The sequence below is a fragment of the Aeromonas sp. FDAARGOS 1405 genome, assembly GCF_019048265.1.
Classification (GTDB): domain Bacteria; phylum Pseudomonadota; class Gammaproteobacteria; order Enterobacterales; family Aeromonadaceae; genus Aeromonas; species Aeromonas veronii_A.
Genome location: NZ_CP077311.1, coordinates 3,842,606 through 3,854,742 on the forward strand (window position 1 = coordinate 3,842,606; position 12,137 = coordinate 3,854,742).

The 12,137-nt window shown below is 56.9% G+C and carries 9 protein-coding genes; 2 read left to right on the forward strand and 7 right to left on the reverse strand.

Annotated elements, in window-relative coordinates; genetic code table 11:
• Positions 1 to 84: 84 nt before the first annotated feature.
• Both I6L35_RS17610 and I6L35_RS17615 read left to right on the forward strand, forming a co-directional pair.
• Complete coding sequence (locus I6L35_RS17610; RefSeq protein WP_216978898.1) at positions 85 to 2,016, forward strand: amidohydrolase; 1,932 nt, start codon at positions 85 to 87, stop codon at positions 2,014 to 2,016.
• Positions 2,017 to 2,230: 214 nt separating this feature from the next.
• Complete coding sequence (locus I6L35_RS17615; RefSeq protein ID WP_216978899.1) at positions 2,231 to 2,833, forward strand: DUF6680 family protein; 603 nt, start codon at positions 2,231 to 2,233, stop codon at positions 2,831 to 2,833.
• Positions 2,834 to 3,018: 185 nt separating this feature from the next.
• Here I6L35_RS17615 and I6L35_RS17620 read toward each other — a convergent pair whose 3' ends face one another.
• From I6L35_RS17620 to I6L35_RS17650, 7 genes are all read right to left on the reverse strand, one after another.
• On the reverse strand, positions 3,019 to 3,615 hold the full coding sequence (locus tag I6L35_RS17620) for a hypothetical protein (protein WP_216978900.1): 597 nt from the start codon (positions 3,613 to 3,615) through the stop codon (positions 3,019 to 3,021).
• A 164-nt stretch (positions 3,616 to 3,779) separates the two neighbouring features.
• A protein-coding gene (locus I6L35_RS17625) for an IS3 family transposase (RefSeq protein WP_216978836.1) occupies positions 3,780 to 4,999 on the reverse strand; the annotation gives its coding sequence in 2 pieces (ribosomal slippage) (positions 3,780 to 4,651 and positions 4,651 to 4,999; 1,221 coding nt in all).
• A 115-nt stretch (positions 5,000 to 5,114) separates the two neighbouring features.
• Positions 5,115 to 5,987 carry a succinate--CoA ligase subunit alpha gene (gene sucD / locus I6L35_RS17630; RefSeq protein WP_005333542.1) on the reverse strand — a complete coding sequence of 291 codons (873 nt, stop codon included), beginning with the start codon at positions 5,985 to 5,987 and terminating at the stop codon, positions 5,115 to 5,117.
• Complete coding sequence (gene sucC / locus I6L35_RS17635; protein ID WP_216978901.1) at positions 5,987 to 7,153, reverse strand: ADP-forming succinate--CoA ligase subunit beta; 1,167 nt, start codon at positions 7,151 to 7,153, stop codon at positions 5,987 to 5,989. Before sucC ends, sucD begins: the two co-directional genes overlap by 1 nt.
• 104 nt (positions 7,154 to 7,257) lie before the next feature.
• A complete protein-coding gene (gene odhB / locus I6L35_RS17640; protein WP_216978902.1) occupies positions 7,258 to 8,448 on the reverse strand; it encodes a 2-oxoglutarate dehydrogenase complex dihydrolipoyllysine-residue succinyltransferase in 1,191 nt (396 codons plus the stop codon).
• A gap of 33 nt (positions 8,449 to 8,481) precedes the next feature.
• On the reverse strand, positions 8,482 to 11,292 hold the full coding sequence (sucA, locus tag I6L35_RS17645) for a 2-oxoglutarate dehydrogenase E1 component (protein ID WP_216978903.1): 2,811 nt from the start codon (positions 11,290 to 11,292) through the stop codon (positions 8,482 to 8,484).
• A gap of 115 nt (positions 11,293 to 11,407) precedes the next feature.
• Positions 11,408 to 12,124, reverse strand: a complete 717-nt coding sequence (locus I6L35_RS17650) for a succinate dehydrogenase iron-sulfur subunit (RefSeq protein WP_216978904.1) — start codon at positions 12,122 to 12,124, stop codon at positions 11,408 to 11,410.
• Positions 12,125 to 12,137 lie beyond the last annotated feature (13 nt).

Sequence of the window (12,137 nt, forward strand, 5' to 3'; positions counted from 1 at the left end):
CTGGATTTTTTCAGAATAGCTGCAATAAACATATCTGCTCATATATGCAGCAATTACTGCATTTACCCCAAGGAGAGCAGTGCAATGGATAGCAAACAGACCTCAACCCGATTTGGCATCATCCTCCTGTTGGCCGCAGGCCTGCTCGGTGGCTGCCGAAGTGACACCAATGATACGAATGGGGCAACGACCCTCTATCTCAACGGCAAGATCCACACCCAGGATGGGCAGCGTCAGGTAGCCGAGGCCATGATGGTCAGTGACGGCCAGTTTATCTATGTGGGCAACCAGGAGGGGGCCGAAGCGCTCAAGCACCCCACCACCCGGGTGGTGGATCTGCAAGGCCGAATGGTACTGCCCGGCCTGCATGACAACCATATCCATCTGCTCGGTACGGTGGCGCTGGACATGTGCGATCTCGATGGCAAACCCGTCACTCTGGATCAGCTGGCCGCCAAGATCAGCACATGCCTGCCCCGCTATGCGGCCAAACCGGGGGAGTGGCTGGTAGTCAACCAGTGGTCTCCCTACGAGGGCAATACGGCAACCGCCAGCCATGCCACCCTGCTGGCAGCCCTCGATGCCGCCGCCCCCGACAATCCGGTGGTGCTGGCCGGGGTCGATGGCCATGCCAGTGCCTACAACTCCCGCGCCCTTGCCATGGCGCAGGATAACGACGGCAACACAATCGGCTTCAATGGAACTACGCTGGCCCCCGGCGGGGTCTTCGAGCCCTTTATCCCCTATGTCGACCTGACCAGCGGAGTGGTGCGTGACACGGCCCGCAGCGCCATTCCAGTGCCCGATAGTGGCGTTCTGAGCGCCAGTGATGAGCAGGCAGCCAGCCAATACGACCAGATCCTGCCCGCCATTGCCGAGCTGATGGCCTCTCGCGGTATCACCAGCATTCAGGATGCCTGCGCCACCGACTTTATCCGCCAGCGACTACTCACCATGCAGTCACGGGACCTGCTGCATATGCGTGTCACGGCCGCCACCTGCTTTAGCGATGATGATTATCAGGGCAAACTCGATATAGAGGGGCATCTTGCCAAGGCCAGCCAGGTGAGAGAATCCTTTGCCAACAACCCGCTGATCAAGGCCGATGCGGTCAAGATCTTCCTCGACGGTGTGCTGGAAGGGGATCCCTTCACAACCCCCCCCTTCCTGCCCAATGCCGGCATGCTGGCAAACTACCACACCCCCCATCTGGCCAGAGACCCGGCTACCGATGAAGTGACCATCACAGCCGACAGCGAGGAGTCCGGCAACAACGGGATCGTCAACTACCGGGAGGCCGACCTCACCCGCTATATAGGGGCGCTGGACAAGGCAGGCTTCAGCATCCATATGCACAGCATCGGTGATCGCACCACCCGCACGGCGCTGGATGCCCTCACCGCCGCCCGCGCCAGCAACGGTGATAGCGGCATTCCCCACACCCTGGCCCACCTGCAGGTGGTCCATCCCGATGATCAAAAACGGCTCGGCGAGCTTGGGCTCTACCTCACCTTTACCTATGCCTGGACCTCCCCCCAACTGGCCTACGACATGCTGGTCGCCTCCTTTATCCAGCCGACCCGGGTGGGCCAATCCCTGAGCGATGCCCTCTACGATCCCCTCGGTTATCTGCACGACGCCCTCTACCCGGTCGAGAGTTCACGCAAGGCGGGCGCCATACTGGTCGCTGGCAGCGATGCCCCGGTCGACAGCCGGGATCCCCGCCCCTTCGAAAATATGGCGACCGGGATCATCAAGGCTCCCCAAAGCGGCGATGACTATCGCGCCAGCCAGCGCATTACCCTGGACGAAATGCTGGCGGCCTACACCATCAATGGCGCGCGCGCGGTGCGCCAGCAGGCCATCAGCGGCTCCATCGAAACGGGCAAATCGGCCGACTTTATCGTGCTGGATCGGGATCTCTACCAGCTGGTCGCCGCCGGCAAGCCGGAGCAGATCGCCGATACCCAGGTAGTCCAGACCGTCTTTCGCGGGCAGACGGTCTTTAGCCAATAGGCTCCAGCACAATGGCGAGTGTGAGCATCTCGTCAGCGGCAAGCGAAGCCTATATGCCCCCTGCCCGATGCCTCTAGCAGCAAAATGCCGACCCCTAGGTCGGCATTTTATGCCTCAGTGCTATTACACTGGCACACCCAAAAATGATATTTTTATCACTTAAAACCAAGAGATTCGTGGCATAATATCCACACCAAATTCGGAGATTTTAAATATGATTGAGAGTTTTGAAATGCCATTGAAAGATATAATAATGACTGTTGCCGTAATTTTAGGTCCAATACTAGCAGTTCAGGCTCAGAAATATATCGAGCGAATACAGGATAAACGTAATCGTAGAATGGCCTTATTTAAAACTCTCATGTCTACTAGGGCAGAGCGTTTAAATAGAGATCATGTTCAAGCATTAAATATGATTGATATTGAGTTTTATGGTCGTTTACTACCATTCATTAAAACTCGTTACCAGACTAAAACTGAGCAAGCTGTTACTCATGCTTGGAAAATTTATAATAATCATCTCAACCATAAAGATGATTACGAATCACTCGACCAGTGGATTAAGAAAGGAGATGAATTATTTACAAACATGCTATATGCAATAACACAATCACTGAACTATGACTATGATAAAGTTCAACTGCAAAGGGACTGCTATCGACCTATAGCCCATGGTAATATTGAAAATACGCAATTAGCTATACTTGACGGGCTAGATCAACTTGTAAATAAAGGACGACCATTGCCAATGTATGTTGTTAATTTGCCAACTCAAGACCAACCCACCAGTGATGAGCAGTACAATAAGCATGATTAATCAAAAAATCACTTTACGGTATGGCCAATCCGACAACTTCTCCACCAAGAGTGCCACCCTATGGGCGGCATTCTAATTAAAAATGGTAAGTTTAATATAATTTAAACTCTATTAATTAGAACTTAAATGTGGACTCCCCATCGCTAGCCTCACACAAAAACAAAAATTAAATCAAGCTGTTATAATTATAATGTGTCATATTTTTGCATGTGCTCTGGGCATCTAACCTTTAGACCTCGGCCATTAATAATTTCAAATATGTCATCTTCATAACCATCAAGATCTACATACTCAATGGCATACTTACTCCAAAAATACTCTAGTATTGGATCTATAACATTATAAATAAAATACGTTGTTTCCGTTCGTAGATCTCTATCCGGCGTTGCAAAATGCTGAATACAGTTTCTTAACTTACCAAACCTATTAAATAAATCTATAGCCTCAATTTTGTAACCTGTTGCAGCCCATAATCTTTCTGGCAAATCAACATATTGTATTGTTTTCCCACTTTCAAATAGATCATTTAATGACAGAAATCCATCTTCTTCTTTAGTTGATTTAGGCAAGCTAGAAAAAATAAGTAAAGGATGCTGTTCTGCAATAGCTGCTTTAATTATCAACTCAGCTGCATGCGCAGCTTGAAGCACTCCATACACTCCCTCATCCAATCGAGAATCATAACCATAGCTTGTATAAAAAACATTCTTTTGTGCTTGGGATAAGACTCCAATCCCCATAGCCAATATATGTTCTGATATGTTTTTCAACTCAGGGTTCATAAAAACCTCTCATCACATTACATCTTAAAATCAATACTGGAACTATTTCACCCAAAAACCATTTTCCGAAATGTACGTTAAAAAACGAAGAAATGGGAAAATTTTTCAAACTATTTGTCTAGTCCTGAAATAGGTTTACACATTTTCAACTAGCATTTCTCTACTCAGAACCCCCTATGTACCGCATCGGGGGTTCTGTATTTCAACGCATGATGCGGCCGCTCCGCGTTGTAAATATCTACTGCTTCACGCACCATCTCCCGCGCTTGCGCCAAATCCTGCGGGCTTTGCAACAATAACTCTCCTTTCAAAATCCCGTTCACCCGCTCCGCCAACGCATTCTGATAACAGTCATACCCATCCGTCATCGAGCATTTCACCCCGTACCGTTCATGTAATGACTGATACAGTCCCGAGCAATACTGCACGCCACGGTCTGAGTGATGGATTAGCTCCCCGCTGCCACACCGTTGCTTCAGCGCTTTCTTGAACGCCATCGCCACCGACTCCGCGTGCATCCCTTCGTGCACGTGATGGCCCACTATCTTGCGTGAGTAGGCATCCGTCACCAGGCTCAGGTACAGCGGCCCGCTCCTGGCTGGCAGATAGGTGATATCAGCGACCCAGACCTGCTCCGGGGCCACCGGCGTAACCTGCTCTGGTCCCGCTTTGAGCAAGTTGGGATGACGGTAGAAACGGTGAAAACTGTGGGTGGTCTTGTGATACGCCCGCTTAAGCTGCACCAGCAGGCGGTGCTCGGCCAATATCCGAAACAGCCTGTCCCGCCCGACCTTGAGCCCGCCATCATCCTGACCCTGCAGCAGATAATGCAGCTTGCGAGTGCCCACCCGAGGTTGTCGCAGTCGAACCTGACGCACGAAGCGCACCACCTGCAAGCCCTGTGCATGGCGCTCGTCGGCGACCCGATTGCGCTTGTAGTAAGCCTGCCGGCTTATCCCCAGAAACAGGCAAGCCCTGACAATGGTCAGCCTCTCGACTTGCCGCTGCGAGAGGACTTGCCGGGTCGCTTTTTTACGATAGAGACGCCGTAGTCATTCTTCAGTACATCGACGACGGCCTCAAAGAACTGGGCTTTCTGACTCATCAGCGCCAGCTGTTGCTCGAGTTCCTTGATACGCTGCTCGGGCGTCTGGTTGTCGGGGTCTGGCATGGTGATGCTCCTGCCGGCACGAACAGAAGCCCCCTGGCTCCAATCTTGCCGACCATGTTTACGCAACCATACCAGAACGGTGGAGCGGCCCTGAATGCCATAACGCACCTGAGCCTGTTTGTAGGTGAGCTCGCCTTTTTCAATCTGCTCGACCAGCGCCAGTTTAAAAGTCAGCGAGTAATCGCGCTGTGTCCGTTTCACACCTTGCCCCATCCGGTTCTCCATTTATTGGGAGGAAAGGTGTAAACCATATTCAGGACGGGACAATTCCCATAAAAAAGCCGCCCATTGGGCGGCTTTTTTATTAGAGATAACGGGCGATAAGGAATTACCAGCCGGTTACTTCGCGCAGGGCCTTGCCGATATCGGCCAGGGAGCGGACGGTTTTCACGCCAGCATCTTCCAGCGCGGCAAACTTCTCGGCGGCGGTACCCTTGCCACCGGAGATGATGGCGCCAGCGTGGCCCATCCGCTTGCCGGGAGGTGCGGTAACACCGGCGATATAGGAGACCACCGGCTTGGTGACGTGGGCCTTGATATAGGCGGCCGCGTCTTCCTCGGCGTTGCCGCCGATCTCGCCGATCATCACGATCGCTTCGGTCTGCGGGTCGTTCTGGAACATCTCCAGAATGTCGATAAAGTTGGAGCCCGGGATGGGGTCGCCACCGATACCGACGCAGGTGGACTGGCCAAAGCCTTCGTCAGTGGTCTGCTTGACCGCTTCGTAGGTCAGGGTGCCGGAGCGGGAGACGATGCCCACCTTGCCCGGCTTGTGAATGTGGCCCGGCATGATGCCAATCTTGCACTCACCCGGGGTGATCACGCCCGGGCAGTTGGGGCCGATCATCCGCACGCCGGTCTCTTGCAGCTTCACTTTGACGTCCAGCATATCCAGCGTCGGGATGCCTTCGGTGATGGTGACAATCAGCTTGATGCCTGCGTCGATCGCTTCCAGGATCGCGTCCTTGCAAAACGGTGCCGGAACATAGATGACGGAGGCGGTAGCACCGGTCGCTTCGACCGCGTCACGGACGGTGTTGAACACCGGCAGGCCCAGATGGGTGGTGCCGCCCTTGCCCGGGGAGACGCCGCCCACCAGCTGGGTGCCGTAGGAGAGCGCCTGCTCGGAGTGGAAAGTACCCTGACCGCCGGTAAAGCCCTGGCAGATGACTCGGGTGTCCTTGTTGATCAGTACGCTCATCAGTTGGCCTCCGCTGCTTTGACGACTTGCTGCGCGGCATCGGTCAGACTCTTGGCCGCAATGATGTTGAGGCCGCTCTCGGCCAGCTTGATACCACCCAGCTCGGCGTTGTTGCCTTCCAGACGGACCACGACGGGCACCTTGACCCCCACTTCCCTGACCGCACCGATAATGCCTTCCGCGATCATGTCGCAGCGAACGATGCCGCCGAAGATATTGACCAGCACCGCCTTGACGTTGCTGTCGGAGAGGATGATCTTGAACGCCTCGGTTACGCGCTCCTTGGTGGCGCCGCCGCCGACGTCAAGGAAGTTGGCCGGCTTGCCGCCGTGCAGATTGACGATGTCCATGGTGCCCATGGCCAGACCTGCGCCGTTGACCATGCAGCCGATGTTGCCATCGAGGGCCACATAGTTGAGCTCCCACTGGGCGGCGTGCGCTTCGCGGGGGTCATCCTGCGACGGGTCGTGCATCTCGCGCAGCTTGGGCTGGCGATAGAGGGCGTTGGCGTCGATGTTGATCTTGCCATCCAGGCAGTGCAGGTTGCCCTGCGCGGTGATCACCAGCGGGTTGATCTCCAGCAGCGCGAAGTCGCAGTCGAGGAACATCTGACCCAGACCCATGAAGATCTTGGTGAACTGTTTGATCTGATCGCCGACCAGACCCAGTTTGAAGGCCAGCTCGCGGGCCTGATAGGGCTGCGGGCCAACCAGCGGGTCCAGGGTGGCCTTGTGGATCAGATGAGGGGTTTCGTGGGCGATCTTCTCGATGTCCACGCCACCTTCGGTCGAGGCCATGAAGACCACGCGACGGGAGCCACGGTCAACCACGGCGCCCAGGTAGAGCTCTTTGGCGATGTCGGTGCAGGATTCAACCAGGATCTTGGTGACCGGCTGGCCGTTGGCGTCAGTCTGGTAGGTCACCAGATTCTTGCCCAGCCAGTTCTGGGCAAAGGCACGGATCTCATCCTTGCTCTTGGCCACTTTCACGCCGCCCGCCTTGCCGCGGCCACCGGCGTGTACCTGGCATTTGACGACCCAGGTATTGCCGCCAATCTTGTCGGCCGCTTCGGCCGCTTCCTGCGGGGTAGCACAGGCATAACCTTCGGAGACCGGCAGGCCATACTCGGCAAACAGCTGTTTTGCCTGATATTCATGCAGATTCATAGATGCTCTATCCGTGTTGTAGGTATTTCCGTCCGGGGCTCGTGTTTCTCAATCCCCTGTGAGTGGGGGCCTCGGGGGCCCCTCGTTATCTTTCAGTTGGTTGCTCAGACGTCCAGCAGCAGGCGGGTCGGATCTTCCAGCAGCTCCTTGACGGAGACCAGGAAGCCTACCGATTCGCGCCCGTCGATGAGACGGTGATCGTAGGAGAGGGCCAGGTACATCATCGGCAGGATCTCGACCTTGCCGTCAACGGCCATCGGGCGATCCTGGATCTTGTGCATGCCCAGAATGGCGCTCTGGGGCGGGTTGATGATCGGGGTGGACATCAGGGAGCCGAACACACCACCGTTGGTGATGGTGAAGTTGCCGCCAGTCAGCTCATCAACGGTCAGTTTGCCGTCGCGGCCCTTGCCCGCCAGATCCTTGATGGCCTTCTCGATGTCGGCCAGGCTCATGTTGTCGCAATCGCGCAGTACCGGGGTCACCAGACCACGGGGGGTGGAGACGGCGATGCTGACGTCGAAGTAGTTGTGGTAGACGATGTCGTCACCATCCAGCCCGGCGTTCACTTCCGGATAGCGCTTGAGGGACTCCACTACCGCCTTCACGTAGAAGGACATGAAGCCGAGCTTGATGCCGTGCTTCTTCTCGAAGATCTCGCCGTACTGCTTGCGCAGATCCATGATGGGCTTCATGTTGACTTCGTTGAAGGTGGTCAGCATGGCGGTGGTATTTTTCGCTTCCAGCAGACGCTCGGCAATGCGCTTGCGCAGACGGGTCATCGGTACCCGCTTGTCGGTGCGACCACCCAGCGGTGCAACCTTGGCTGCCGGAACGGCAGCGGCGACCGGCGCGGCTGCCGCAGGCTGGCTCTTGACCTTAATGAAGGCTTCCACATCATCCTTGGTGATGCGACCACCCTTGCCGGTACCGGTCAGCTTGGTCACTTCGATGTCGTGCTCGCCAATCAGGCGGCGCACCGAGGGGCTCAAGCCATCGGCACCATCATCGGCCACCGCTTCAACGGGTTTCTCTTTGGTCTCTTCACCGGCCACCGGGGCTGCGGTGAGGATGGCAATCAGTTGACGGGACAACACGGTCGCCCCTTCCCCTTGCAGAATATCCCCCAGCACACCGGCTTGCGGTGCCGGCACTTCCAGCACCACCTTGTCGGTCTCGATGTCGACCAGCACTTCGTCACGGGCAACCATATCACCCGGCTTCTTGTGCCAGGTGGCAATGGTGGCATCCGCCACTGATTCCGGCAGGTCCGGTACCTTGATCTCGATAGTCATCTAATCAGTTCCTTGTTACTTCTTGTTCAGGGCTTAGGCCAGAGTAAGGGCATCTTCCACCAAGGCTTTCTGCTGCTTGGCGTGGACGGACATGTAACCAACCGCCGGTGAGGCGGACGCCGGACGACCGGCATAACGCAGGGTGGCTCCGGTCGGCAGCACGTCATCGTAGTTGTGACGGGTGCAGTACCAGGCGCCCTGGTTCTGCGGCTCTTCCTGGCACCAGACAAAGTCGGTGACATGGCTGTAATCGGCCAGAATGGCGCGCACTTCCTCTTCCGGGAAGGGGTAGAGCTGCTCGATCCGCACCAGTGCCACATCTTGCTGCTCGGCCTTGCGACGGGCATCGAGCAGGTCGTAGTAGACCTTGCCGGAGCAGAACACCACACGCTTGACTGCTTTCGGATCCAGCGCATCAATCTCGCCGATGGCGTTCTGGAAGGTACCTTCCGCCAGCTCATCAAGCTTGCTCACCGCCAGCGGATGGCGCAGCAGAGATTTGGGCGTCATGACGATCAGCGGACGGCGCATCGGGCGCACTACCTGACGACGCAGCATGTGGAATACCTGTGCCGGGGTAGAGGGCACGCACACCTGCATGTTGTGCTGGGCACACATCTGCAGATAACGCTCCAGACGGGCGGAGGAGTGTTCCGGCCCCTGCCCTTCGTAACCGTGCGGCAGCAGCATGGTCAGGCCGCACATCCGGCCCCACTTCTGCTCGCCAGAGGAGAGGAACTGATCCACAACCACCTGGGCACAGTTGGCGAAGTCGCCGAACTGGGCTTCCCAGATGGTGAGGCCAGCCGGCTCGGCGCTGGCGTAGCCATATTCAAAGGCCAGTACCGCGTTCTCGGTCAGCACAGAGTCATACACCTCGAACGGACCCTGCTCGTCGTGCAGGTTGCACAGCGGGGTGTAGGTGCTGGCATCGGTCTGGCTGTGCAGCACGGCGTGGCGGTGGAAGAAGGTGCCACGGCCGGAGTCTTCACCGGTAAAGCGGATACGGGACCCCTTGTCCACCAGGGTGGCGTAGGCCAGGGTCTCGGCAAAGCCCCAATCCACCAGCTTCTCGCCAGCGGCCATCAGACGGCGGTCTTCGTAAATCTTCTCGACCTGACGCTGCAGCACGTGGGTCGCCGGATACTGGCTCACCCTCTCGCCGAGGCTCTTGAGGTGATCCATCGGCACGGCACTCTCATAGGCCATGTTCCAGTCGTGGCCCAGATAAGGGGTCCAGTCGACGGAGTGCAGCTCCATCGGCCGCCACTCCTTGCTCACCCGCTCACCGCGATCCAGCGCTTCGCGATACTCGTTGACCAGTTCGGTCGCCCGCTCCTGAGCGAGGCTCCCCTCGGCCACCAGCTGATCGGCGTAGATCTTGCGCGGGGTCGGGTGCTGCTTGATCTTCTGGTACATCAGCGGCTGGGTGGCGCTCGGCTCGTCCGCTTCGTTGTGACCGTGACGACGGTAGCAGACCAGCTCGATCACCACGTCGCGTTTGAAGGTGTTGCGGTAATCCAGTGCAATCTGGGTCACCAGCACCACGGCTTCCGGATCATCCCCGTTGACGTGCAGCACCGGCGCCTGCACCGCCTTGGCGATGTCGGTGCAATATTCGGTGGAGCGCAGGTCACGGATATAGGAGGTGGTGAAACCAACCTGGTTGTTGATGACGATGCGCACCGTCCCGCCGACACCATAGGCGCGGGTCTGGGACATGTTGAAAGTCTCGGCCACCACGCCCTGACCGGCCATGGCCGAGTCACCGTGAATGGTGATGGGCAACACGCTGGAGCCATCCTTGTCACCGCGACGATCCATCCGGGCACGGACAGAGCCGATGACCACAGGGTTGACGATTTCGAGGTGAGAGGGGTTGAACGCCAGCGCCAGATGGACGTTGCCACCCGGGGTCGCGAAGTCGGAGGAGAAGCCCATATGGTACTTCACATCACCGGTGCCCCAGGATTCGCCATGCTTGCCGGCAAACTCGTCGAACAGGTCCTGCGCACGTTTACCGAGCACGTTGATCAGCACGTTGAGACGACCGCGGTGTGCCATACCGATAACGGCCTCTTTGCAGCCCTGCTCACCGGCGCGACGGATCAGCTCCTTGAGCATGGGGATCATGGCGTCGCCACCTTCCAGCGAGAAGCGCTTGGCTCCCGGGAACTTGGCGCCCAGATATTTCTCCAGCCCTTCGGCGGCGGTCAGGCTCTCGAGGAAACGGGTCTTCTCTTCGAGGGTGTAGCTCCCCTTCCCTTCTATGGATTCGAGACGCTGTTGCAGCCAGCGCTTCTCTTCCGTGGAGGTAAGGTGCATGTAATCGGCGCCGATGGAGCCGCAATAGGTCTTCTTCAGCGAGGCGTAGAGGTCGGAGAGCACCATGGTCTCGCGACCGATGGCGTAGGAGCCCACATTGAAGGTGGCCTCCATATCTGCGCCCTGCAGGTTGTGGAACGCAGGATCCAGTTCGGCAACGGTTTCACGCTGCCACAGGCCCAGCGGGTCCAGATTGGCATTCTGGTGACCACGGAAACGGAAGGCGTTGATCAGCTGCAATACCCGCACCTGCTTGGCATCCACTTGCGGATCGGAGACGGGGGCACTGTAGCGAGAGGGATCCTTGGCCAGACGACGGAAATAATCGCGGACCTGGGAGTGGGGTTGTTCAACCGCATGGCCATTGACCTGGGGCAGCTCGCTAAACAGGCTGCGCCACTCGTCGGACACGGAGTCAGGATTTTCCAGGAAGGATTCGTACAAATCCTCGATATAGCTTGCATTCGCACCAGCCAGGTGAGATGACTCCAACCAGGCCTTCATCACGCCGTTATGCATTTCTATCCCTTGTACTTCTTGTTACTGCTACGCAGCTTGTAGGGTTCAAACAGCCATCCTGCCACGGGTGGGATGGCTATCCGGAAGTCGGGCCAGCACAGGGCCGGCCCAAATACTAAACAGCCCGATTGAGCAACATCGACTTGATCTGGCCAATCGCCTTGGTCGGGTTCAAGCCTTTCGGACAGACGTTCACGCAGTTCATGATGCCGTGGCAGCGGAACACGCTGAAGGCGTCGTCCAGATTACCCAGCCGTTCGGTGGTCGCGGTGTCGCGGCTGTCAGCCAGCCAGCGGTAGGCGGCAAGCAGCCCGGCCGGACCGATGAACTTGTCGGGGTTCCACCAGAAGGAGGGGCAAGAGGTGGAGCAGCAGGCACAAAGAATACACTCGTACAGGCCATCCAGCTTGGCACGCTCTTCGGGGGATTGCAGGTGCTCACGCACCGGCGGCAACTTGTCTTCATTGATGAGGAAGGGTTTGACCTTCTCCCACTGGGCGTAGAACTGGGTCATGTCGATCACCAGATCACGGATCACCGGCAGGCCGGGCAAGGGGCGGATAACGACCTTGTTGCCCTTCTTCAGCAAATCGGAGAGCGGGGTGATGCAGGCAAGACCGTTCTTGCCATTCATGTTGAGACCGTCAGATCCACAAACCCCTTCGCGGCAGGAGCGGCGGAAGGCAAGCGTGGGATCCAGCTCTTTCAACTGGATCAGTGCATCGAGCACCATCATGTCGGAACCTTCAGGAATATCAAGATGATAATCCTTCATATGGGGGACGTTATCAACATCCGGATTGTATCTGTAGACAGAGAATGTGACGTTCATAGGGCTGGCTCCG

Bases quoted from the DNA above. Each gene is read 5' to 3' on its own strand.
- I6L35_RS17610 (WP_216978898.1), top strand. From the start codon at position 85: ATGGATAGCAAACAGACCTCAACCCGATTTGGCATCATCCTCCTGTTG.
- I6L35_RS17615 (WP_216978899.1), top strand. From the start codon at position 2,231: ATGATTGAGAGTTTTGAAATGCCATTGAAAGATATAATAATGACTGTT.
- I6L35_RS17620 (WP_216978900.1), bottom strand. From the start codon at position 3,615: ATGAACCCTGAGTTGAAAAACATATCAGAACATATATTGGCTATGGGG.
- sucD (WP_005333542.1), bottom strand. From the start codon at position 5,987: ATGAGCGTACTGATCAACAAGGACACCCGAGTCATCTGCCAGGGCTTT.
- sucC (WP_216978901.1), bottom strand. From the start codon at position 7,153: ATGAATCTGCATGAATATCAGGCAAAACAGCTGTTTGCCGAGTATGGC.
- odhB (WP_216978902.1), bottom strand. From the start codon at position 8,448: ATGACTATCGAGATCAAGGTACCGGACCTGCCGGAATCAGTGGCGGAT.
- sucA (WP_216978903.1), bottom strand. From the start codon at position 11,292: ATGCATAACGGCGTGATGAAGGCCTGGTTGGAGTCATCTCACCTGGCT.
- I6L35_RS17650 (WP_216978904.1), bottom strand. From the start codon at position 12,124: ATGAACGTCACATTCTCTGTCTACAGATACAATCCGGATGTTGATAAC.